Origin of the sequence: Shewanella mangrovi (genome assembly GCF_000753795.1) — a bacterium.
Lineage (GTDB): Bacteria > Pseudomonadota > Gammaproteobacteria > Enterobacterales > Shewanellaceae > Shewanella > Shewanella mangrovi.
In genome coordinates this window covers 385,429-407,934 of sequence record NZ_JPEO01000002.1, presented here as the reverse complement: position 1 = coordinate 407,934, position 22,506 = coordinate 385,429, and the positions used below count along the sequence as shown (strand labels likewise).

Here is a 22,506-nt window from a genome sequence, read left to right as displayed (position 1 = left end):
TGGAGAAGCTTATCCATGGATAATGCAATGCAGATGGAACACGCCAACCGCCAGCGCGACAGCGCGCTGGCAGAGGTTGAACAAGCACCACAGTGGTTTATCAATGGCTTTCTTAGCGCAGGATTAATGCTGCTGGCACTGATGCTGTTTAACCTACTCAACTCGGTCAGCGCTATGGCGTCAGAATCGACAGTTCAGCGCCAGATTAATCCCGATTGGCCCGGTAGCGGCAGCTTGCAGCTGTATAGCGCTAATGGTGAAGTGCTGCCACCTGAGTTAACCACTAAGGTGGATATGCGCATTACCGGTTGGACTAACCGCGTGACGGTAACCCAGACCTACACTAACCATGGTGAAGATTGGTTAAACGGTCGATATCTGTTTCCGCTACCGCAAAATGCAGCGGTCGACTCACTGCACATGCAAATTGGCGAGCGGGTGATTGAAGGACAAATTCAGCCAAAGCAGCAAGCCAAACAGATCTTTGAACAAGCGAAAAAGCAGGGTAAGCAGGCATCCTTATTAAGCCAGCAGCGGCCAAATCTGTTTACCGCGGAAGTCGCCAATCTGGGGCCAGGACAAACAATTGTGGTGCGCTTTAGCTATCAACAACAGGTGGACTATCGCGAGGGCGCACTATCGGTACGTTTTCCGATGACTTACACCCCACGTTATTTACCCGCCGCAATTGAGGTTCAAGATAGTGCAGCAGCGGCTGACATCATGGGGCCGATATTAATGCCGGCAATTAACGGCACGCAGCATACTATTGAGGATGAGGCGCGAACCGCTGGCAAGGTCGACATTCAAGTGTTACTCGATGCGGGGCTTACGCTGCAAAGTGCGGGTTCATCGACTCATCATATGAAGTTAGTCACCAGTGATGGTAATCGCGAGCAACTCGCTTTAGCACAACCTGCCGTGGCTGAACGTGACTTTGTGTTTGAGTGGCAACCCGCCAATGGTACTGCGCCGCAAGCGGTGTTATTCAGTCAACAGGGGCAAACGCATAACGTCAGTGCTCCAGACAACCAAGGCGCGACCTCGCCGCAGCGCGCTGCTACGCCACAAGATTACAGTCTACTGATGTTGATGCCGCCACAAGCAAAGCCGGCAGGGGAGGTTCGCCGTGAGTTAGTGCTCGTGGTGGATAAGTCGGGCTCGATGAGTGGCGCCTCGATGCAACAAGCCAAAGATGCGGTGCGTTATGCGCTCACCAGTTTACGTCCTCAGGACAGCTTTAATATTTTAGCGTTTAGCTCTGACGTGGTTGCGCTCGCGCCGCAAAGCTTAGCGGCAACCGCGACGAATATCGGCCGCGCGCAGCAATTTGTGCTCTCGCTGCAGGCGGATGGCGGCACCGACATGGCCCCCGCATTAGCGCAAGCGCTGCCATTAGACCAGCAGCTTGCGCCTGGCGTGTTGCGACAGGTGATCTTTATGACCGATGGCGCTGTGGGTAATGAACGACAGTTGTTTGACTTTATTCGCCAGCGTTTGGGGGATAGTCGGCTATTTACTGTCGGCATAGGAAGTGCCCCCAATAGCTATTTTATGCAGCGTGCCGCGCAGGCTGGGCGGGGGACTTTTACCTATATCGGAAGTTCCCAAGAGGTTGCCAGCAAAACCGTCGCGTTACTTAACAAGATATCCGCGCCAGTGGTAACGGATGTTCAGTTACGTAATGAAGATGGCACTGTCCCTGATTATTGGCCCGCTCAAATACCCGATCTTTATTTAGGCGAGCCCGTGGTTGTGAGCTTGAAGCAAGCGCAAGGGCGCCATCAAGCATTGATTGTCTCCGGTTATGTCGATGGCCAATTTTGGCAGCAGCAATTAACGCTGGCACCGCGTCAGCAAGCAACTGGCCTGGATCTGTTATGGGCGCGGGCCCAGATTGGAGCCTTGGAACTCGCGCAAGATAGCAGTAATCGCGACCGCACTGAGCGCCAAGTCACCGCGTTAGCCATGAAGTATCACCTAGTGAGCGCTTATACCAGCTTAGTGGCAGTGGACGTGACGCCAGTTAATCCGGCGGCAGATCAGAATATCGAGACAGACATCGCCAATAGAATACCTGCTGGTTGGCAGCGTCCCGTGGGTACTATGCCGCAAACGGGGACCAATAGCCGTCTCTGGCTGCTGTTAGGGTTGCTGTGCGCCGCTTTAGGTTCAGTGCTTGTGGTCGTTAATCGTCCGCGTAAAAGCGAATTGCCGTTATGACGGGGCATATCAGTGTACGTTGGCTCGCGCTACTGCTGTTGTTAGTCGGTGCCGCCGCATTGGTAAAAGGAGGTTATATGCAAGCCAAGGCGATGTTTGCTCAATATCTGATTGAAGAAGCCTGGGATAAAACCCTGAATGACGGAGCGCCCCATAAACCTTGGTTTTGGGCGGATACCCATCCTATTGGTAAGTTGTGGATTGGCGACAATCCACCTCTTTACGTACTGGCCGGTGCCAGTGGCCGCAATTTGGCATTTGGCCCAGCGCAGTTGTTGTCGAGTTCACCGGCAGGTGAGGCTGGGAACACTGTGATTGCTGGGCACCGTGATACCCATTTTGCCATCTTGGCGCATGCGAAAAAGGGCCAACAAATACGTTTGCAAGCCATGGATGGTGAGCAGCATTACTATCGTATTCGCTCGACCATGATAGTGCATCAATCACAAACGCAGTGGCTACAAGACCAAGGGGCACCGATGCTCACCTTGTTGACCTGCTATCCGTTCAATGCGTTGACTGGTGGCGCTGAATTACGCTTTTTAGTGCAGGCAGATGAACAAGTTATGCCGTTAATGCAACATTCTGCATGAGATAACAGATTGACTGATAACAGGTTTACTTGTCCGCGTTGTGCGATAAACATAGGCAGTGGTAATATTGCCTGTGTTTTTTTGTATGCCTAATTAATCAGTTGCTGCTGTTGGCAGTAATCACAAACGGACAGAATGAATAACAGTAATTTTGACGATATTCGTCCCTATTTTGACTCTGAAGTCAATGAAGTGCTGGCGCGGGTTTTAGCAACGCCAGATTTTATTCGCGCGATGGCGCATTTACGTTTTCCCACCTTGGCGCGGATTGTGCCTTGGATTGCCTATCCGCTGGTGCGCTGGGGCTTAACCAAAAAAGCGGCCAAGCTTAACACTGTGCATGACGTGCAATTGATGGTGTTGCAGTATCTGCAGCAGATGAAGGCGCGTACGGTCTCCGATATGACGGTTTCCGGTGTTGAGTATCTGCCGCAGGATCGTGCTTGTCTGTTTATCAGTAATCATCGCGATATTGTGTTAGATCCAGCCCTCGTCAACTATGCGTTGCACGAAAACGGCCAACGCACTATTCGTATCGCCGTGGGCGATAACTTGATGACGCAGAAGTACGTTGAAGACTTAATCCGGGTAAATAAAAGTTTTGTGGTGAAACGCTCCGCAAAAAGCCCGCGAGAAAAGCTTAAAGCTTCCAAACAGCTATCTGCGTTTATCCACCAATCGTTGACGGTCGATAATGAACATATTTGGATTGCGCAGCGGGAAGGACGTGCCAAAAATGGCGACGATCGTACTAATCCGGCGGTGATCTCTATGTTGGGACTGAACCGCCCGAAAGCAGAGCCGTTCGCCGACTATGTGAAATCACTCAATATCGTGCCTGTCGCTATTTCTTATGAATGGGATCCATGTGACGTGGCGAAAGCCAAAGAGTTGCACTGCATCGCCGAATCAGGTTGTTACGAAAAGCAACACAGCGAAGATATTGATAGCATTGTTGCAGGTTTTACTGGCCAAAAAGGGCATATTCATTTGGCCTTCGGGCAGCCGCTGCAAGGCGAATATGAATCTGCCGAAGCGGTCGCAAATGCGATTAATGAACAGATTTGGCAGTTGTATCGCGTGCAAGCCAGCAATCAGTTTGCGTACAAAAAACTGCAAGACGATAACGCTAAACCTGCAACCGCTGACGAGCAGCAGGCGCAACAGATGTTGAATACACGTATGCAACACCTAAGCGCGCAAGAAGCCGCTTTGCTGTTACAGATGTATGCACGGCCGGTCGCTAATCAACGCCATGAGCTATTGAACAACGACAGCGCCACCGACGATGTTGACGATCAGCTGCAGTTAACCGAAGCTGCCGCTATCCACTAATCGGCATCACGCGATTGCGACCCAAACGTTTAGCCTCGTAAAGTTGTGCATCAGCGCGTTCTAACAGCTTTGCGAGGCTATCTTTCATTTGCCACTCGGCGACACCGAATGATGCACTGATATTGCTGATGGTGCTGTTTTTACGGCGGTCCTTTACGGTGACTTTCTCAATGCTACGTCGTAAAGACTCTGCCTGATGACGTGCCACCTGTAATTGGCTGCTCGGCACAATAATGGCAAATTCTTCACCGCCAAATCGGTAAACCTTCATGCTGTCACGGCAACCTTCTTTTAAGCGGTTGGCTACCGCTTTTAGTACCTGATCGCCGAGCACATGGCCGTAGGTATCATTGATACGTTTAAAATGGTCAATGTCGCACATGACGACACAGATGCCTTTCGGCGTATCTCTGAGTAAGGTTTTAAAATCGAGGTCAAAAGCGCGACGGTTGTGACAGCCGGTCAGCGCATCAAACATCACGTCCTTTTCTGCCGCCAGCAGTTTATGTTGCAGGGTGACAATCTCTTGCTGGGCCTTATCTAATTGCTGTTGAAAATAGTCAGTTCGATGCAGAATATCATCTGAGTCTTTGACCAGTAACCGCACCATATCCATGACTTGATCTAAGCTGGTGGCTTCCTGTTCAAGTTGATTTAACTTACCGAAATTCTTATCTAACTTGGCGCGAAAAGCCGAGGTATCACTACTGGTATCACGGATGGATTGCGACAATTCGGTCGCCATCGCTTCCATACTTTGGCGGAGCTGACGGGTGTCCAGTTCCTGCTGGCTGCCAATATGCTCGCGATATAACGCTTCTGCTGCGGATGGTGGACAGGTTTGGTATTGATTGACGATGGCATCAAGCTGACCGTTTAACTGGTCATTTTGTTCGCTGACATAGGTGTACCAGAGCGCATAGTTAGTCGGGGTTGTTGGGATCTGATACTTGAGCATCAGCGGTAATGCTTTTTTGAGGTATTGAGCGGCCTGCTGTAACAGAGAAAGCGCCATAAAAAATCCTGAAAATTTTCGCTAAATATGTTGTTGGTTTGACACCGGAACAAGAAATTACAATTTTTAGTTTAGCTGTCTGCCGTAGCAATTGCCGTGATGATATTCGCTGTTAGAATGAATTGCTATTTATAACAATACGAAGGAAAAGTCAGTGAAATACCGTTCCGTATTGGGCTTTGCGGGCCTAATTCTGGCGCCAGTGCTCTCCGCCGCGCCATATCAGTTTCATGAACAAGCTTATCGCAATGACGTGAAAACCCTTGCAAGCGACCAATTTGAAGGTCGTGCGCCACTCTCCAAAGGGGAAATGCTTACTCTCACGTATCTGGAAAAATCCTTTAAAGATATTGGCTTGGAGCCTGCATTTGGCAAGAGCTTCTTGCAGAAAGTGCCGATGGCGAAAATCACGCCGCTTAACCAAGACATGCAGTTAAAGGTGGGTGATTTAACCTTTAAGCTCGCAGATGACTTTATTGCCCGTACTGAACAGCTGGCCAAAGAAGTGGATGTTAAAGACAGTGATGTCGTGTTTGTTGGCTATGGTATCAATGCTCCTGAATACGGATGGAATGACTACGCGGGCCTTGATGTTAAAGGCAAAACTGTCATTGTATTGGTGAACGATCCGGGCTTTGCGACGCAGGATCCCAAGGTGTTTAAAGGCAATGCCATGACCTACTATGGTCGTTGGACATACAAGTATGAAGAAGCCGCCCGCCAAGGTGCTAAGGCCGTGTTTATTGTGCATGAAACCGCGCCAGCAGCTTATGGCTGGAATGTGGTGCGTGCTGGTGGTACCAGCACACGTTTCACCTTAGTGGATAACAACGACAACATGTCGAAAGTCGGCATCATGGGCTGGATCCAACATGATGTAGCGCAGAAGATTTTTGCAAAAGCGGGCATCGATTTTGACCAAATCAAACATACCGCTGAAAAGCCCGGCTTTAAAGCCATTCCGCTGCATATGAAGGCTAATCTGACCCTGAAAAACCGCATTGAACGTGCAGAATCGCACAACGTTGCGGGGTTGCTGCGTGGGACAAAATATCCTGATGAATGGATTGTGATGCATGCGCACTGGGATCATCTTGGCAAGGAGATGGTTGATGGTAAACCGGTTATATATAACGGTGCAGTAGATAATGCCTCAGGTGTTGCAGGCGTGCTCGACTTAGCGCGTCACTTTAAGAGCCTGACGGGTAAAGACGCGCCTGAACGTTCTATCTTATTTGCTGATTTTACTGCTGAAGAAACCGGTTTGATTGGTGCTCAGTACTTTGCTGAAAATTCTCCGGTACCAACCAAGCAGTTGGTGTCATTCCTCAATATTGATGGCATGAATATGGGGAAAAGTGTGGATTATATTTTGCGTTACGGCGATGGCGTTTCTGAGCTAGAAAAGTACATGGCTGATGCCGCCAAGAAGCAGGGCCGTCATGTAAACCCAGATCCACGTCCGCAAAATGGGTTAATGTTCCGCTCAGATCATTTCGCGTTAGCGCAGCAAGGAGTGCCAGGACTGCTATTTATGAGTTTGGGGGATACTGACCCTGACTATATTCCACATAAATATCACCAAGCGGCGGATGACTATGATCCAAATTGGACCTTAGACGGCGTTAAACAAGACTTGGGCTTGATCAGCGATGTGATTGATACGCTGTCACATAACCGCGATTGGCCTAAATGGCTCGAAGAGTCCGACTTTAAAAAACGTCGTGGGCAGGATGGTCGTTAATCGACATCGATAAACGGCAGTAAGTCACAAAAAAGGAGACTATAGGTCTCCTTTTTTAGATTCATTAACGTGCGTTAGGGCGTTATTCAACATCCTCAACGATGGTTTCATCACTGTCTTCAGCGAGTTCTATATCGGCTTCAATCGTGTCGACTGAGGACTCACTGCGGCTGCTGGCTTTCATCAATGTGGTGCCGACAACCGCATAAAAAGGTTTACCCATGGACAGTTTTAAATACTTCTGCCATAGCTTCTCCAAGGTGCTTGTCGGAGCGGTGTGGCCTTTAGCAGCATCAATAAAGTGCTGTTCCTCTTCATTGATTGCGCTGCGACTGCCGCTGGCTAGAGCGCGCATAGCCACACCATAGGTTTCTAACAACTCAGCTTCTTTATGCGTAAAATCGCCTGAGCGCTTGAAGCCGCGCGGAAAGTTAGCGTCGTCGTAAAAACGACGATCAGATGAAAAACTAGTCGCAGTTTCTGCATTCACCAAAACTGCATGGGGTAATGATGTAGAAGTTGTGCTTAACATAGTCTCAATCCTTGCAAAATTTACCTTAACCGATGATTTGCAAGCAGAGTATTGGCTAGTATTATGCGTAAATAAATCAAAAAAATTTTGCCTGCACGTTGAAATATTTTTTATGGATACGGATCTACTAAAAACCTTTCTGGAAGTTTCTCATACCCGCCATTTTGGTAAGGCGGCCGACAATCTGTTTCTAACGCGCAGCGCAGTATCGTTTCGCGTCAAACAGTTAGAGACTATTTTGGGCGTTGAGTTGTTTGAGCGTCAACGCAACAACATTCAGCCGACACCTGCCGGTGAACGAATGTTGGTTCATGCAGAGGCCGTGTTGATGGCCTGGGAGCGTGCCAAGCAAGATGTCTCCTTGAGCCAGCATCAGTCGGTGCAGCTGGCCATTGGTGCTGCACCTAATTTGTGGGACGCCTTTTTGCAGGAGTTTTTGCAAAAGCTGCATCGCGGCATGGCTGGTATCTCGTTGCGTACTGAAGTCTTGACCCAATCTGTGATGACGCGGCAGTTGATGGAGCGTACGCTCGATATCGCCATCTCCTTTGATCCGCCTAAGCTGGAAGAGTTCGAATTGCTGCAGATTGGTGAAGTGGTGTTATCGCTGGTCAGCAGTGAGCCTGCCGCTAACGTGGATGAGTTGCGCTCGCGACAATACATTAAAGTGGATTGGGGAACAGCCTTCAATATTCAACATGCCCGTGACTTTGCTGCATTACCGCTGCCGATTTTGCACACGGGCTCGGCGCGCATTGCGCTGGATTTTTTATTGAATAATGGTGGCTCAGCTTTTTTGCCACAGAATATGGTGCAAGCAGAAATAGAGCGGGGCGCACTACATTGGGTGGGTAATGCCCCGACAATAAGCCGTAATGTTTATATCTCCTATCTGGCGAACAATGAACGCCTGACGGAAATAGAGCGCGCGGTGGAGTTCTTACGTCGGGGTGTCTAGTTTATGCGCCGGTAAATAACGGCCATAACACGGTCACCCAGGTAATGCCGCAGAGGAACAGACTGATAAACACTGCGGCAGATGCAATATCTTTTGCACGGCCGCTCAGCGGATGGATTTCATCGCCGACGCGATCAACCACAGCTTCTACTGCAGAGTTTAACAGCTCGACAATCAACACAATAAACACCGTGAGGATCATCAGCAGGCGCTCAACTGTGGTGACTGGCACCAGCAGTGCAATCGGTACCATGCACAATGCCAGAATGGTTTCTTGACGAAATGCAGCTTCATGCTGCCATGCTGATTTTAGCCCTTTCATCGAAAATCCAGTGGCGCGGAAAACTCTTTTCAGACCGTGGTTATTGGCAGGTTTCATGGTGAGCTAGTCAGTTCCTGTTAGGTTAATTACTTAATTCTAAGCACAGAAAAACCGCGACAGTATAGCACCTTAGCTGAGTCTTCAAACGGTTTTCCCGCGTTGCGGGGCGAAACAAAGCGCATATTTCAACTACACTTGCTTAACAAACCATTAAGGCAAGGAGGCCAAAGATGTCTTTGTTGAACCCCTATATTCGTTTGCTTCTTTTATCTGCGTTTTTGTGTACTACCTCATCAATCAGTGCCGATGAGACGTCACTGCACAACTTACCCAATCCCGAACTCGCTAACGTATGGCAAGCGCAATCATCCCCGTCAGATTTTCTGGTCAGCGAGAAGCTTGATGGCGTGCGGGCGCGCTGGGATGGCGAACGGCTTTATAGCCGCTCAGGATTGATTATTGCTGCACCGCATTGGTTTACAAAGGGATTTCCTGACGAACCTTTGGAAGGTGAACTGTGGGGAGGCTATAGCAGTTTCGATCAGGTCTCGCTTATTGCTCGTGGACTTACGGATGATGATGCATGGCGCACAATTCAATATTGGCTGTTTGACGCGCCAGCAGCGGCGGGAGGTTTTGAACAACGTTACCACCATTTTCAGGCGTTTGAGCGGCTGACACCATACTTGCGTGTTATTCCGCAAACGCGTGGTACCGACGTGAATGCATTGCAACAGCGTTTAGATGATATTGTCACTCGTGGTGGTGAAGGTTTGGTATTGCATCAGCGAAATGCGCCGATTGTAGCAGGGCGCAGTCCATACCTATTTAAATTCAAGCCTGTGGATGACGCCGAAGCTAAGGTGCTGGCGGTGTTACCTGGCAATGGAAAGTACGCCGGCATGATGGGCTCATTACTGGTGGAAACGGCGGAGGGTGTCCGCTTTAAGATTGGGACAGGCTTTAGTGATGCTGAGCGGCGCACGCCACCTGCGATTGGTAGTTGGATTACCTTTGCGCACAACGGCGTTACTTCTAGTGGCAAACCTAGGTTTGCTCGGTTCCTTCGCGTAAGATTGGATTATGAATTAAGTCATGATGCGAATTAGCATCGCTGCTGATGGAGTGTATTTTTGTCTGCATCCACCATTGATTGGCAACAGGTCAGCCGCCTGTTGTTTGTATGTTTAGGGAATATCTGCCGCTCACCTACCGCGGAAGCGGTTGCTCGGGCGAAAGCGACTGAGCTCGGTTTGGCGCTGACGATAGATTCTGCCGGAACGATTGGACATCATCAGGGCGAAGGCCCTGATCGCCGGGCACGCGCAGCGGGAGAACGCCGAGGTATTGATTTTTCAGGCATCTCATCACGCAAAGTGCGTGATGAGGATTTTGCGACATTCGACGTTATTTTAGCGGCAGATAGACAAAATTTAGCGGACCTACAAGCGCGGTGCCCAGCGGAATATCAACATAAGCTGGTACTGATAATGGCGTTTGCTGATAGTAAAGTTCGTGAAGTGCCTGACCCTTACTATGGCGGAAAAGATGGATTTGAGCAGGTGCTGGATCTGTTGGACAAAGCGATGACGGGCTTATTTAGCCAGATCCAACAAGCCAATCAATCGTCATAAATCGACATCTGATGAAATCGCGTGGTCGATAAAAAAGGAGCATTAGCTCCCTTTTTTATCGCATGATTTACCCGATTGGCACTGTTAGCCTTGATGGCGTTTCCCTGAGTGCTTTAGCTTCATCTCTTCTTTGCGTCGTGCCTTTTCTGCAGCCTTCTCCGCCAACATTTTTTCTACTTCAATCTTTTCCGCAATCGCCATCTCGGGGGTTTCCAGAGATAGCTGGCCAATTTTGCCGGAGCGGTAGTCGTGAAGCACGGCTTCCGAGGCTTTGTGTAGATCTACGCGTCCACCGGCGCGCAGCGCACCACGACGACGACCAATCTCTTCTAACAGTTCGAAATCACTTTGCGGTAGTTCTTTTAAGTTAAAGCGTTCTTGCATCGCATCGGGATAGGCGTTGAGGAAATACTCACAGGCAAACAATGCCACATCGTCGTATTCCATCGCGGTGTCTTTGATGGCGCCAGTAACCGCGAGGCGATAGCTGCTCGCTTCATTGTCGACTTTAGGCCACAAAATGCCAGGGGTATCAGACAGCACAATGCCGTTATTTAGATTGATGCGCTGTTGCGTCTTGGTTACTGCGGGTTCGTTACCGGTTTTGGCGATAACCCGTCCGGCCAGTAGATTGATGATGGTGGATTTACCGACGTTAGGGATCCCCATAATCATGGTGCGAATATTTTTTACACTGCCTTCTTCGATGGGCACTAACTTACGGCAAAGTTCTGGCAGCTTTTTTACCATTCCGGGCTGCAATGTTGTAATGGCCTGTGCTTTAACACCTTGCTCTTGTTCGAGATATTCAATCCAGCGCGCGGTAATTTCAGGATCAGCTAAGTCAGATTTATTCAGCAGTTTGATACAAGGCCGGTCGCCGCGCAGCTGCGCTACCATCGGATTTTCGCTGCTATAAGGAATACGCGCGTCGAGCACCTCAATGACCAGATCGATTTGCGGCATCACTTTTTCGATCTCTTTGCGAGCCTTGTGCATATGCCCGGGATACCATTGAATCGCCATTGTTTTATCCTGCTGAATTTAAAAAGGCGCGTATTGTACTATTCCCACCGATAAAAATCACGGCTGGTGATTGAGCACTGTATGACCTAAACAAAGAGAGTCGTGGTGGATAACGCCGCGTCATGCTGGCGTTATCCATGCAAAAGCATTATATGACACCCAACTCGCGCAGACGCTCCATCAAGTAGCTATCTGCAGTATAGCGATCTGATAGCACCACATCCGGCCGAGGATGCAAAAACAGCGGCAACGAGATGCGCGAGCGGCTCATATCAGCACCTTGCGGATTAATAACGCGATGGGTGGTTGATGGGAAATAACCGTTAGACGCTTCCTGCAACATATCGCCAATGTTGATAATCAGATTACCAAAATCACTCGGTACCTCAATCCATTCACCATCACGGCCTTTCACTTGCAGCCCAGGCTCGTTAGCTGCGGGCAATACCGTGAGTAGATTGATATCTTCATGTGCTGCAGCGCGAATCGCGCCCGGTGTTTCATTACCGGTGAGCGGCGGATAATGCAGAATGCGCAGTAGCGTCTTCTGGCTATCTTTGATCATGTTTGATAGCGGTTCACGGTAGTGTTGTGCCACTTCTTCAGGAGAATATTGTTCTACCCAATCGAGTAGTTGTGCAGCGAGTTCATTGGCGAGTTGGTAGTACTTAAGAATATTGTCCTTGAGCGCAGGCGGGATCTGCCCCCAAGGATAGACGTGGAAATACTCTTTAATATCTTTGAGCGTATGGCCTTTGGCCGTTTCGGAAACACTGGCGGGAAAGAAGCCATCTTGAGTGGCCGGATTAAATTGAAATTGTTGCTTGTCATCCGATAGAAAGAAGGCTTGCCAGTCGCGGTAAATCTGTTCAACTAACGGTTTGGCAATAGGGTGGTTACTCAAGACACCAAACCCAGTAGTACGCAGTGATTCAACAAAGCGCTGCGGCGCATCGGCGGCTTGATAATCAATGGTTTCAAGTTTCATCGTTATACTCTTCTCTAAAATATGCCCTGACTTTTGTGGCGTTAACACACCATCTTTTCACTGTGTTGTACAAGGTTTAGTCGGGGCGTGAGTGCGGCGCAAGTCTACCTTGATGTCCGCTGTGCGGCAACGTAAAGTGATCTACATCACAGCGAGTGCCGTTAATCTACCTAGAGCGGCTATCAGGGAAAATGCAGGAGTGCACATGAAATCGATGCAACCTCTAAATGAGTTTGAACAGTACGTGATTGAACAAAAGGGTACTGAGCGGCCATTTAGCGGCCAGTATTACCATCACAATGCGAAAGGGCGTTACTTGTGCCGTAAATGCGGCGCACCGTTATTTTTGTCGGAACACAAGTTTATGGCGCATTGTGGCTGGCCAGCGTTCGATGATGAAATTCCTGGTGCGGTAACGCGAGTTCCTGATGCCGACGGGATGCGCACTGAGATTGTCTGTGCCAGCTGCGGCGGTCATCTTGGGCATGTCTTTGAAGGCGAGCAATTGACGCAGAAAAATATACGTCATTGCGTGAATTCGGTCTCAATGAGTTTTGAAGCACTGGAAGAGGATTCTGCGCCGCAACAAGACAATATTGCCACCTTGGGCGGAGGTTGTTTCTGGTGTACCGAAGCGGTATTTAAGGACATTGAAGGAGTATTGGAAGTATTACCCGGTTATGCTGGCGGCGATGCCAGTACTGCAAACTATCGACAAGTGTGCGGTGGGGATACTGGGCATGCTGAAGTGGTACAACTTAAATTTATTAGTTCGGTCATCAGTTACGAAGAGATATTAACCATCTTCTTTGCCAGTCATGATCCCACTACGCTTAATAGACAAGGCAATGATGTCGGGACTCAATATCGTTCGGTTATTTTTGTGCATAGCGATGAGCAAGCTGAAATCGCCAATAACGTGATCAACAAGTTCACGGAACAACAGGTATTTGCTGTCCCGATTGTCACCGAAATCGCTGCTTATCAGACGTTTTATCGTGCAGAAGATGAGCATCTTGATTATTTTGCGCAACATCCGCAGCAGCCATATTGTGCCGTGGTGATTAACCCTAAAGTGGCGAAGATTAGAGAAAAGTTCAGCAGTTATCTTAAAACCTAAGCATTGCAACTACATAACAGCTGAATAGCTGTCACGAAAAAGGGAAGCAATGGCTTCCCTTTTGGCAACTTAATGACGACTAAGGGTTACGCTAGCTTGTCATCAGCGACACGATAGGTGGGGTCAGTGACCATATCAATCTCAACCAAATCGCCAGCCTTGGTCAGCAACTTCTTACAATCTTCAGAAAGGTGTTGCAGATGCAACTTCTTACCTAATTTCAGATAGCGCTCAGCCAGAGTATCAATTGCTTCCAATGCTGAGTGATCACAAACCCGTGAACGGCCAAAATCGATAATCACTTCGTCGCTGTCTGCTTCGGCGTGAAATAGCTCTAAGAAAGAGGAAGTAGAACCAAAGAACAGCGGACCTTTCAATTGATACAAGGTTTTGCCGTTGTCATCGGTACGACGCGCTTCGATATGCTTGGCGTGTTCCCAAGCAAACACTAAGGCCGAAACGATAACTCCAGTAAACACCGCAATCGCCAAATCGGTAAATACCGTCACTATGGTGACCAATATAATCACGAATGCATCATGCTTAGGCACCTTGCGCATCATCTTGAAGCTGGCCCATTCAAAGGTACCAAGTACCACCATCATCATTACACCGACGAGTGCCGCCAGCGGGATCATCTCGATAAAACTAGCCGCAAACAAAATAAAGCAAAGCAGGGCAACGGCAGCAGTAATGCCCGACAAACGGCCACGACCGCCAGAGTTAATATTGATCATCGATTGACCGATCATGGCACAGCCCCCCATGGCTCCGAAGAATCCACTGATAAGGTTGCCAGTGCCCTGACCGAGACATTCGCGGTTACCTTGCCCACGAGTTTGGGTCATCTCATCTACTACGGTCAGTGTCAGCAAAGATTCAATCAAGCCGACCGACGCAAGGATTAATGCATAGGGCAACACAACGTAGAGCGTATGCCAGTTTAGCGGCACCTCAGGCATGCTGAAGCTTGGCAGCGTGCCAGCGATTGTAGCGTTCGCGTCACCGCTCATATTACGCAGAAAATCCACAACAGTGCGGGTATCCAGATCTAAGCCTACGACTAATCCGGTGACCACTAAAATCGCCACTAACGACGAGGGCACAGCGGTGGTTAATTTGGGGAGAAAGTGAATGATGGCCATTGTGAGCAGCACTAAGCCCAGCATAAGCTGAATATCGCTGCTGGCAATCCAGTGCATCTCACCATCGAGCCCTTTGGTTTTAAATTGGGCTAACTGGGCAAGAAAAATCACAATCGCCAGGCCGTTAACAAACCCGACCATTACTGGCGTTGGCACGATGCGAATAAACTTACCGAGGCGGAAAATCCCGGCCAACAGTTGAAAGACACCGGCAAGAGCCACCGCGGCTAATAGATAGTTCAAACCATGACTATCCACAAGGTCAACCATCACCACCGCAGTTGCGCCTGTTGCACCCGAAATCATCCCTGGGCGTCCGCCCAATACAGCGGTGACAAAACACATAATGAATGCGGCATATAAACCGACCATAGGTGCCAGATGGGCGACAAAGGCAAAAGCGACAGCTTCTGGCACTAAGGCGAGGGCAACGGTAAGGCCGGATAGCACATCAGCGCGCAAACTGGCGGTCTTGTGGCGATTTAACTCAAACATGCAGTGATCATCTTCCAAGCGTTAAGGTTCAAATAAGGTCGCGCATACTAACAGAATAGAGAATGTTTAAAAAGTGTGAAAAGCGTCGAAATAAAAAGCCATGCACTCAGGCATGGCTTTTTAAACAGCTGTTTAGGTTGCGCTTATTGCGGTTTGGCCATTTCAGATGAGGCACTATTTGCATTGTGCGCTTTAGGCGCCGCCGCTTGACCGTTACCAGCATATTCATGCCCTTGCGGCACTTCAACATGAGCACGCTGCTCGACTTCAGGCTTGGTCATTTGCGCAGCGACCATTGCCTGATAGCGGCTAGCACGCGGCGCTTTTGGCGCTACTGGCTCGGCAACTGGCTGTTGGTTAGGCGCATCAACTTTGGCTGCCACAGGCTTTTCAGCTACTGTAACAGCAGCTGGTTTCGCCATCGGCGCTGAAGCGGCGCTTTGTTTAGCGTCATTTTTTACAGCTTTGCTATCGACGCTTTCGGTTGTTGCTACAGCGACGGTATCAACAACTTCTGGCGCAGATTCAGTCACTGGCGCTTCGGTGCTTTCAGTGACTGGAGCTGTAGTTTCAGCAGTTGGGGCAATTTGCTCTGCACCATCAGTATCAGCTTTGGTTGTGGCAGCGTCAGAAGACTCTACCACCTCGGCTGTTGCTGCGTTCGCAACTTCAACGATTGGCGTAGGCTCAGTTACCGGCACTTCAACGGCTGCGGTGTTTGCAGGAGTATACTCAACCACTTTCGCTTCCACAGCTGTAGGTTCCGCCACGGCTTCAATAATAACCTCATCCGCTACTGCAGCATCAGCAACGACTGGCGCAGCCGCTGGCTTCGCTTCGGCTTCAGATGCTGCTTCAGCGGTAACCGCTTCTGCTGGCGCCTGTGTCTGAACTTCGCTTTCTGTTGCGGCTAGGTTTGCATCAGTTTGCTCAGCGGCTACATCAGCAACGGCTTCTTCATTGCCATTGTCTTCTGTTTCACGACGACGGCGCTGACCTGCCGCACGCAGATGACGCGGGCTACGACGATTGCGACGACCTTCGCGTTTTTCGCGGCCGTTTTCGTCAGTTGCTTCCGCTTCGGTGCTTGCGCTTTCAGCATTTTCGGTTGATTCATTGGTCGCAGCTTCTGCAGCGAGCAGATCTAGCTGTTCACCTTGATTGGCTTTAGCAGCATCATTGATAGCCTCAGCAGCTTCAGGTGTGGCTGGTGTCGTTACCGCTTCAGCAGCGGCTTCAGCTACTGCTACTTCTGGCTTGTCTTGACGTTTGTCGTCGTTACGACGACTACGACGCGGCTTGTCAGATTTTGCTGGCTGTGCATCTTTTGCTGATACAGCTTCAGCATTCGCGGTGTCAGTTGCTTGCTCATTCGCTGGAGTATCTTGCTCGATACGTACCTTACGACGCATATCGCGTCGTTGACGACGTTCGCGGACCACTTCTTTTTGTGGTTGTTGCTGCTCATCACTACTCGCTTCATTTGCAACATCAGCAGCCTTAGCCTTGCGTTCATTACGGTTAGCTTTCGCGTTATCCGTCTTTTGATTACGTCTTCTGCTGTTAGCAGGCTTGCTATCAGCTTTGCTTTCATCGCTCGGCTTATCGGCATTGTCAGCGTTGCTGGCAGGCTTGTTGGTATTGCGATTGTTCTTGCGACGACGATCGTTACGCTCATTGTTGCGATTACGACTGTTGTTGCGATTACCTTGTGGCTTACTCTTCGGTTTTTCTTCTTCAACGGGTTCTGAAGAGAAAATACCTGATAGCGCTTTGAAGAAGCGAGCTAACAAACCAGGTTCCGCATCAGTCTGTTTCGCAACTGGTTTGGCTTTTGCTGCAGGGGCTTTCGCTTTAGGTGCTGGCGCTTCAATGTCAGTTTTTGCTGGGGTTGCAAACCCTGAAAGCGCTGGCGTAGGTGCTGCAGCACGTTCAAGTTTACGAGGCTCATACAGCTTAGCTTCTGGTTTCTCTGCGCGCTGATAGCTTGCTTCATCGATTTCGTCGTCGGTACGATGACGTACTACACGGTAGTCAGGCGTCGTCATGTGTGGATCTGGAATCACATACACTTCAACATCATGGCGTTCTTCGGTAATACGAATCGCTTTACGTTTTTCGTTCAACAAGAAGGCGGCTACATCGACAGGCACAATCGCTTCAATTTGCGCGGTGTTTTCTTTGATGGCTTCTTCTTCCATCAAACGCAAAATAGACAGTGCTAGTGACTCAGTACCACGAATGGTGCCTTGGCCGTGACAGCGAGGGCAGATGTGCGCTGCTGATTCTTCCAAGGATGGGCGCAGACGTTGGCGTGACATTTCCATCAGGCCAAAGCGAGAAATTCGGCCAATTTGTACGCGAGCGCGGTCATGGCGCACCGCATCACGCAGCCGGTTTTCAACTTCGCGTTGGTGACGTACTGGCGTCATATCGATGAAGTCGATAACCACTAAGCCACCGAGGTCACGCAAGCGTAATTGGCGTGCGATCTCATCTGCCGCTTCTAAGTTGGTGTTCAGTGCGGTTTCTTCGATATCGCCGCCTTTAGTCGCGCGGGCTGAGTTGATATCGATAGAGGTCAAGGCTTCGGTTGGGTCGATAACAATCGAGCCACCAGAAGGCAGACGGACTTCGCGTTGGAAGGCTGATTCGATCTGCGATTCAATCTGGTAGTGAGTGAACAGCGGCACTTCGGCTTTGTAGAACTTCACTCGTTCAACAAAGTCTGGACGTACTAAACCAACATGCTGCTTGGCATCTTCAAAAATGCGCGGATGGTCAATCAGGATTTCGCCTACGTCACGGCGCAAATAGTCGCGGATAGCACGTACAATAACGTTACTTTCTTGGTGGATCAGGAACGGCGCAGCTTTGCTGTTGGCAGCTTCTTGAATCGCATTCCAGTGGTGCAACAGTACTTTTAAATCCCATTGCAGTTCGCTTGACGCTTTACCTACACCCGCAGTACGAACGATTAAGCCCATGCCGTTAGGCACTTCAAGCTCTGAAAGCGCTTCTTTGAGTTCAGTACGCTCGTCGCCTTCAATACGACGAGAAATACCGCCAGCGCGTGGGTTATTTGGCATCAGTACCAAATAAGAGCCTGCCAAACTGATAAAGGTTGTCAGTGCAGCACCTTTATTGCCACGCTCTTCTTTGTCAATTTGAACGATAACTTCTTGGCCTTCTTTCACCACATCTTTGATGTTCGGACGACCTTGGAAGGAATAACCTTGCGGGAAATATTCGCGGGCGATCTCTTTTAACGGCAGGAAACCGTGACGTTCAACGCCATAGTCAACAAAAGCAGCTTCTAAAGAGGGTTCTACACGGGTAATTTTACCTTTGTAGATATTCGCTTTTTTCTGTTCGTGGCCTGGACTTTCGATATCCAGATCATACAACTGCTGCCCGTCTACAAGGGCAACGCGCAACTCCTCAGATTGAGTTGCGTTGATTAGCATCCGTTTCATGATGACAACATTCTTCTTTTAGTGTCATCAAACGTCATTTGCGCTGCATTACGGGCCTCGGGAATATAATCCTAAACCTCACGGTTTGGTCCCAGGCATCAGGAGCCCATCACTGTTAGACGCAATCGCTGCGTGTAGCTTCCTATTTATGGCTTATTTTTCAATGATTACAAAAACAAGGAATTCGTTGTAAAACGTCAACCAACCCCATAAATTCGTTTAATTGTTCCAGTAATGCCAAAGGCGTCAAGTGTCGTTCAATAACTGGTTAACATTAATATATTCGTTTCAGTGCAGAGGAATGGCGGGTTAAAGTATGAAATGCTAGTTGTTTTATCGGTTTGACTGTCAGCACTTTAAATATGACATTTGTGCTTCTCAACAGCCTGCATATCAATGACATGCGACCATAGTTTTTAAACTTTACTTCCGTTCCCCAATTCGCATAACACAATCATTTGCTGTAAAAATGGACAGCGAGAATTATGTTAGCTGCTGAAATATAGCCGAATTAAAAAATTTGGGCAATGAAATCACGCCAGTTCATGTACAATAAGGCGCTTTACTTTTCTTAGTGAAAAAGATGACCAACAACGAATCTCAGTTTCAGCATGTACAAATGCTGACCATCGACGAAGACAATACTGGCCAACGCATCGACAACTTTCTGCTCGCAAAGTTGAAGGGTGTGCCTAAAAGTATGATTTACCGCATCGTGCGCAAGGGCGAGGTGCGAGTGAACAAAAAACGCATTAAGCCTGAGTATAAATTGCAGGATGGCGATGTAGTGCGTATTCCTCCTGTACGGGTTAGCGAAAGTGACCCGCGTACGGCGCCTTCGCCTAAGTTGCAGCGGGTAGCGCAGCTTGAAGACCGCATCCTGTTTGAAGATAAACACATCATCGTGATGAACAAGCCCGCCGGTATTGCGGTGCATGGGGGCAGCGGTGTCGATTATGGGTTAATCGAAGGATTACGCTCTTTACGACCACAACAGAAGTTTCTCGAACTGGTGCACCGTTTAGATAAAGAAACCTCTGGTGTGTTGCTGGTCGCGAAAAAGCGCAGTGCATTGCGTCATTTGCATGACCAACTGCGCAATAAGCAGATGCAAAAAGATTATTTAGCGTTAGTGCGTGGTGCGTGGCAGGCACATGACCGAGTCGTCAAAGCGCCACTGTTAAAAATCACGTTACCTCACGGCGAACGCATTGTCCGTGTTAACGCCGAAGGCAAACCGTCGGAAACTCATTTCCGTATTATGCAGCGCTATGAGCAGGCAACCTTGATCAAAGCCAGTCCGGTGACTGGACGTACGCACCAGATCCGCGTGCATTGCCAATATGCTGGCCATCCGATTGCCTGCGATGAAAAATACAGTGAGCAGGCATTTGATGACAGTATGCGTGCATTGGGGCTGAATCGTCTGTTCCTGCATGCGGCGCAGTTGCGTTTTACTCATCCAGGTACTGAAGATGTAATGGAAGTACAAGCGCCATTAGATGATGAGTTGCAGCAGTTACTCGATAAATTGAAAAAGTGTTAGGAGCCGATTGTGTCGTACGCCTCAAATAGTCAAAGCGCATATCAGATGGTGGTGTTTGATTGGGATGGTACCGTGATGGATTCCATTGGTCGCATTCTCGAATGTTTACGCGATATGTGCCATGACTTAGATCTTGACGTCCCTCACGAACAAGCCTGCCGTGACATTATCGGCTTGTCACTTTCGACCGCCGTGAAGCAACTTTTTCCGCGAGTGAGTGCGACGACGCAAGAAGCGCTACAGCTTCGTTACCGGCATCATTTTCTGCGCCGAGCGGATGAGCCTTTACCCTTGTTCGACGGTATTGAGCAGTTATTGGGAGAATTGCAGCAGCGCGATATTGAACTGGCCGTTGCCACTGGTAAGTCGCGAGCCGGGCTCGACCGCATGCTGGCACAAACTGGACTAGGGCGCTTTTTTCGTCATACGCGTACCGCCGATGAAGCCCAATCTAAGCCGCACCCTGATATGCTGCAGCAGTTATTGCAGGCAACTGGTCATGATGCGAATAAAAGTATGATGGTTGGGGATTCGCTGCTGGATCTTTCCATGGCAAATAGCGCCGGGTTTTCGGCTGTAGGGGTTTCTTACGGCGCACATGGCGAGCAAAAATTGCAGTGTTGCAATCCAAAAGCTGTTATCCATCAGCCGTTAGAACTGTTGCAGTGGCTCTAAGACAATATTGGGTTGAGCGTTAGTGTCAGTCTTTGGCTAACGCTCACATTGAGTATTAGCACCCAATCTCATGGGGTGATAATACATCGATACCTTGTCGGGCTAACATTTCCGTGAGTGTGATAAGCGGCAAACCGATCAACGTATTTGGGTCTTTTCCTTCTAGGCGCTCGAACAAGGCAATCCCTAAACCTTCACATTTAAAACTTCCTGCGCAATATAAAGGTCGCTCTGTGGCAACGTAGTAACGGATTTGTGCTTGGCTCAGTGATTTAAAGTGAACAATAAAAGGCTCAACTAGGCTATCCAGTTCTCCGGTTGCGCTATTGTAAAGTGCCAGTCCAGTATAAAAGGTGATGGATTTCCCCGCCGCCGCCATAAGTTGTTCGACGGCTTTTTCCTCAGTTAAAGGTTTGCCGACGATGTTGCCATCAATCACGGCCACTTGATCCGAGCCGATAATTAATGCGTTTGCATTTTGGGCTGCACCAGCTTTCGCCTTGGAAATTGCTAAGCGTTCGACAAGTGCTATGGCCGATTCTGCCGTTTGTGGCGTTTCGTCCACATCTGGGGCACAAGTGCTGAACGGCAGTGCTAGCTTTTCCAAAAGTGCTTTACGAAAGCTGGACGTTGAAGCCAAGACTAACGCTGGTCGCGTTAGCGGAGAATTAATTGCGTGGGACATAGAAACGTTACCATGAATTTTGCTGAAGCTAATCGTCGCTACTATTGTTTCTTTAGTGGTTGTTGATTGCAAACTGAATAAAATGACACCCGATCAGCATTAATTGCGCTGATTTTACGCGGTTGACGCTTGTATGGTGATATCTGCTTGAGTAAAATTGTCGTCCGTCAATTTCGGCCCTTAAAAAGTCGCGAAACAGCGTGTTCATTGATATTTGTGAATGGAGATGCGAGATTTTCTTTGACTCAAAGGGCGTCAAACTATAAGATGCGCGCCTGCTTATGCAAACAGTAAAGATACCGGTTTCAATTGATCCTCTCCGCGCTGCTACGAGCCGCCTCGTTTACGAAGGTTTCGTTCCAGGGCAAACGCTGAAAAGATTAGCTGAAGCATGTGCCGACAACTGTTCTGATGTGGCTGTGTCACTTGAATGTGGCGTCGATTTACAGGGGATAGTCTACCTGAAAGGGAAGGCTGTGACGGAGCTCACTCTGTTATGTCAACGTTGCATGACACTATTTACCGCAGAAGCAGCAGTTGAGTTTTGCTTTAGTCCTTGTCGGACACAGGCAGAAATCGATGAGCTCCCGGATGCGTACGATCCTATTGAGTGCGATGAGATTGGTGAGATTCGTCTTCATCGAATGATTGAAGATGAATTGATGCTGGCCGTACCTTTGGTACCAACTCATGACGTTGCAGAATGTCATTTTGGTTCAAAAGATATGGCCGTAGGCGAGATCGAAGAAGCTCAGCAAGAGCGTCCGAATCCGTTTGCAGTGTTAGAAAAACTGAAGAGCAAGTAATCCAGGAGACAGATCAATGGCTGTTCAACAGAATAAAAAATCACGTTCAAAGCGCGGAATGCGTCGTTCTCATGATGCTCTGAGCACAGCTCAGCTGTCTGTAGACGCTACCAGCGGTGAAACTCATCGTCGTCACTGTGTGACTGCTGACGGTTACTACCGTGGCAAAAAGGTAATCAACAAGTAAT

20 protein-coding genes are annotated in these 22,506 nt (G+C 49.0%); 12 read left to right on the top strand and 8 right to left on the bottom strand.

Features of this window, described 5'->3' with window-relative positions:
- The first annotated feature begins 15 nt into the window (after positions 1-15).
- The 3 genes from HR45_RS04360 to HR45_RS04350 all read left to right on the top strand — a co-directional run bounded on the left by HR45_RS04360 (position 16) and on the right by HR45_RS04350 (position 4,151).
- Complete coding sequence (locus tag HR45_RS04360; RefSeq protein WP_052074488.1) at positions 16-2,223, top strand: marine proteobacterial sortase target protein; 2,208 nt, start codon at positions 16-18, stop codon at positions 2,221-2,223.
- Positions 2,220-2,816 (top strand): class GN sortase, encoded by a 597-nt coding sequence (locus HR45_RS04355; RefSeq protein ID WP_037440034.1) that lies wholly within the window; start codon positions 2,220-2,222, stop codon positions 2,814-2,816. The genes HR45_RS04360 and HR45_RS04355 overlap by 4 nt, the downstream gene beginning before the upstream one ends.
- Before the next feature lie 135 nt (positions 2,817-2,951).
- The gene (locus tag HR45_RS04350; protein WP_052074485.1) at positions 2,952-4,151 is read left to right on the top strand and encodes a 1-acyl-sn-glycerol-3-phosphate acyltransferase; all 1,200 of its coding nucleotides are present in this window, start codon (positions 2,952-2,954) and stop codon (positions 4,149-4,151) included.
- On the opposite strand, the gene HR45_RS04345 is transcribed toward HR45_RS04350, so the two are convergent.
- The gene (locus HR45_RS04345; RefSeq protein ID WP_037440033.1) at positions 4,141-5,166 is read right to left on the bottom strand and encodes a GGDEF domain-containing protein; all 1,026 of its coding nucleotides are present in this window, start codon (positions 5,164-5,166) and stop codon (positions 4,141-4,143) included. The two genes, HR45_RS04350 and HR45_RS04345, sit on opposite strands and share 11 nt — an antisense overlap.
- Before the next feature lie 190 nt (positions 5,167-5,356).
- Between HR45_RS04345 and HR45_RS04340 the strand changes: the two genes are divergently transcribed.
- Positions 5,357-6,910: a M28 family metallopeptidase gene (locus HR45_RS04340; protein WP_052074521.1), complete on the top strand. Its 1,554-nt coding sequence runs from the start codon at positions 5,357-5,359 to the stop codon at positions 6,908-6,910.
- Positions 6,911-6,992: 82 nt separating this feature from the next.
- Here HR45_RS04340 and HR45_RS04335 read toward each other — a convergent pair whose 3' ends face one another.
- Positions 6,993-7,442 carry a MaoP family protein gene (locus tag HR45_RS04335; RefSeq protein WP_037440031.1) on the bottom strand — a complete coding sequence of 150 codons (450 nt, stop codon included), beginning with the start codon at positions 7,440-7,442 and terminating at the stop codon, positions 6,993-6,995.
- A gap of 112 nt (positions 7,443-7,554) precedes the next feature.
- On the opposite strand from HR45_RS04335, the gene hdfR reads away from it, so the two are divergent.
- Positions 7,555-8,400 (top strand): HTH-type transcriptional regulator HdfR, encoded by an 846-nt coding sequence (hdfR, locus tag HR45_RS04330; protein WP_037440030.1) that lies wholly within the window; start codon positions 7,555-7,557, stop codon positions 8,398-8,400.
- A 1-nt stretch (position 8,401) separates the two neighbouring features.
- Here the strand turns inward: hdfR and HR45_RS04325 are convergent, their stop codons facing one another.
- A complete protein-coding gene (locus HR45_RS04325) occupies positions 8,402-8,779 on the bottom strand; it encodes a diacylglycerol kinase (protein ID WP_037440029.1) in 378 nt (125 codons plus the stop codon).
- Between the two features lie 173 nt (positions 8,780-8,952).
- On the opposite strand from HR45_RS04325, the gene HR45_RS04320 reads away from it, so the two are divergent.
- Together HR45_RS04320 and HR45_RS04315 are read left to right on the top strand one after the other, a co-directional pair.
- On the top strand, positions 8,953-9,831 hold the full coding sequence (locus HR45_RS04320) for a DNA ligase (protein WP_037440028.1): 879 nt from the start codon (positions 8,953-8,955) through the stop codon (positions 9,829-9,831).
- A gap of 24 nt (positions 9,832-9,855) precedes the next feature.
- On the top strand, positions 9,856-10,356 hold the full coding sequence (locus HR45_RS04315) for a low molecular weight protein-tyrosine-phosphatase (protein WP_430742016.1): 501 nt from the start codon (positions 9,856-9,858) through the stop codon (positions 10,354-10,356).
- Positions 10,357-10,440: 84 nt separating this feature from the next.
- On the opposite strand, the gene ylqF is transcribed toward HR45_RS04315, so the two are convergent.
- Positions 10,441-11,382 carry a ribosome biogenesis GTPase YlqF gene (gene ylqF, locus HR45_RS04310; RefSeq protein WP_037440027.1) on the bottom strand — a complete coding sequence of 314 codons (942 nt, stop codon included), beginning with the start codon at positions 11,380-11,382 and terminating at the stop codon, positions 10,441-10,443.
- A gap of 148 nt (positions 11,383-11,530) precedes the next feature.
- Positions 11,531-12,370 carry an isopenicillin N synthase family dioxygenase gene (locus HR45_RS04305; RefSeq protein WP_037440026.1) on the bottom strand — a complete coding sequence of 280 codons (840 nt, stop codon included), beginning with the start codon at positions 12,368-12,370 and terminating at the stop codon, positions 11,531-11,533.
- A 214-nt stretch (positions 12,371-12,584) separates the two neighbouring features.
- Here HR45_RS04305 and HR45_RS04300 point away from each other — a divergent pair, with 214 nt between their 5' ends.
- Entirely contained in the window at positions 12,585-13,490 is a 906-nt protein-coding gene (locus HR45_RS04300) for a bifunctional methionine sulfoxide reductase B/A protein (RefSeq protein WP_037440371.1), read from the top strand.
- 86 nt (positions 13,491-13,576) lie between these two features.
- Here the strand turns inward: HR45_RS04300 and HR45_RS04295 are convergent, their stop codons facing one another.
- Positions 13,577-15,130, bottom strand: a complete 1,554-nt coding sequence (locus tag HR45_RS04295; protein ID WP_037440025.1) for a SulP family inorganic anion transporter — start codon at positions 15,128-15,130, stop codon at positions 13,577-13,579.
- A gap of 143 nt (positions 15,131-15,273) precedes the next feature.
- On the bottom strand, positions 15,274-18,606 hold the full coding sequence (rne, locus tag HR45_RS04290; RefSeq protein WP_037440024.1) for a ribonuclease E: 3,333 nt from the start codon (positions 18,604-18,606) through the stop codon (positions 15,274-15,276).
- Positions 18,607-19,189: 583 nt separating this feature from the next.
- Between rne and rluC the strand changes: the two genes are divergently transcribed.
- Together rluC and HR45_RS04280 are read left to right on the top strand one after the other, a co-directional pair.
- Positions 19,190-20,152: a 23S rRNA pseudouridine(955/2504/2580) synthase RluC gene (gene rluC, locus HR45_RS04285; protein WP_037440023.1), complete on the top strand. Its 963-nt coding sequence runs from the start codon at positions 19,190-19,192 to the stop codon at positions 20,150-20,152.
- 9 nt (positions 20,153-20,161) lie between these two features.
- On the top strand, positions 20,162-20,827 hold the full coding sequence (locus tag HR45_RS04280) for an HAD-IA family hydrolase (protein ID WP_241461050.1): 666 nt from the start codon (positions 20,162-20,164) through the stop codon (positions 20,825-20,827).
- 55 nt (positions 20,828-20,882) lie between these two features.
- Here HR45_RS04280 and HR45_RS04275 read toward each other — a convergent pair whose 3' ends face one another.
- The gene (locus HR45_RS04275; RefSeq protein ID WP_037440022.1) at positions 20,883-21,512 is read right to left on the bottom strand and encodes a Maf family protein; all 630 of its coding nucleotides are present in this window, start codon (positions 21,510-21,512) and stop codon (positions 20,883-20,885) included.
- A gap of 281 nt (positions 21,513-21,793) precedes the next feature.
- Here HR45_RS04275 and yceD point away from each other — a divergent pair, with 281 nt between their 5' ends.
- Complete coding sequence (gene yceD / locus HR45_RS04270) at positions 21,794-22,318, top strand: 23S rRNA accumulation protein YceD (RefSeq protein ID WP_037440021.1); 525 nt, start codon at positions 21,794-21,796, stop codon at positions 22,316-22,318.
- Positions 22,319-22,334: 16 nt separating this feature from the next.
- Complete coding sequence (rpmF, locus tag HR45_RS04265) at positions 22,335-22,505, top strand: 50S ribosomal protein L32 (protein WP_037440020.1); 171 nt, start codon at positions 22,335-22,337, stop codon at positions 22,503-22,505.
- The last annotated feature ends 1 nt before the right edge of the window (position 22,506 follow it).

Coding starts and splice junctions, on each gene's coding strand:
- HR45_RS04350 (WP_052074485.1), top strand. CDS start 2,952: ATGAATAACAGTAATTTTGACGATATTCGTCCCTATTTTGACTCTGAA.
- yceD (WP_037440021.1), top strand. CDS start 21,794: ATGCAAACAGTAAAGATACCGGTTTCAATTGATCCTCTCCGCGCTGCT.
- HR45_RS04295 (WP_037440025.1), bottom strand. CDS start 15,130: ATGTTTGAGTTAAATCGCCACAAGACCGCCAGTTTGCGCGCTGATGTG.
- hdfR (WP_037440030.1), top strand. CDS start 7,555: ATGGATACGGATCTACTAAAAACCTTTCTGGAAGTTTCTCATACCCGC.
- HR45_RS04355 (WP_037440034.1), top strand. CDS start 2,220: ATGACGGGGCATATCAGTGTACGTTGGCTCGCGCTACTGCTGTTGTTA.
- HR45_RS04275 (WP_037440022.1), bottom strand. CDS start 21,512: ATGTCCCACGCAATTAATTCTCCGCTAACGCGACCAGCGTTAGTCTTG.
- HR45_RS04345 (WP_037440033.1), bottom strand. CDS start 5,166: ATGGCGCTTTCTCTGTTACAGCAGGCCGCTCAATACCTCAAAAAAGCA.
- HR45_RS04335 (WP_037440031.1), bottom strand. CDS start 7,442: ATGTTAAGCACAACTTCTACATCATTACCCCATGCAGTTTTGGTGAAT.
- HR45_RS04360 (WP_052074488.1), top strand. CDS start 16: ATGGATAATGCAATGCAGATGGAACACGCCAACCGCCAGCGCGACAGC.
- HR45_RS04305 (WP_037440026.1), bottom strand. CDS start 12,370: ATGAAACTTGAAACCATTGATTATCAAGCCGCCGATGCGCCGCAGCGC.
- HR45_RS04325 (WP_037440029.1), bottom strand. CDS start 8,779: ATGAAACCTGCCAATAACCACGGTCTGAAAAGAGTTTTCCGCGCCACT.
- HR45_RS04300 (WP_037440371.1), top strand. CDS start 12,585: ATGCAACCTCTAAATGAGTTTGAACAGTACGTGATTGAACAAAAGGGT.
- rpmF (WP_037440020.1), top strand. CDS start 22,335: ATGGCTGTTCAACAGAATAAAAAATCACGTTCAAAGCGCGGAATGCGT.
- rne (WP_037440024.1), bottom strand. CDS start 18,606: ATGAAACGGATGCTAATCAACGCAACTCAATCTGAGGAGTTGCGCGTT.
- rluC (WP_037440023.1), top strand. CDS start 19,190: ATGACCAACAACGAATCTCAGTTTCAGCATGTACAAATGCTGACCATC.
- HR45_RS04320 (WP_037440028.1), top strand. CDS start 8,953: ATGTCTTTGTTGAACCCCTATATTCGTTTGCTTCTTTTATCTGCGTTT.
- ylqF (WP_037440027.1), bottom strand. CDS start 11,382: ATGGCGATTCAATGGTATCCCGGGCATATGCACAAGGCTCGCAAAGAG.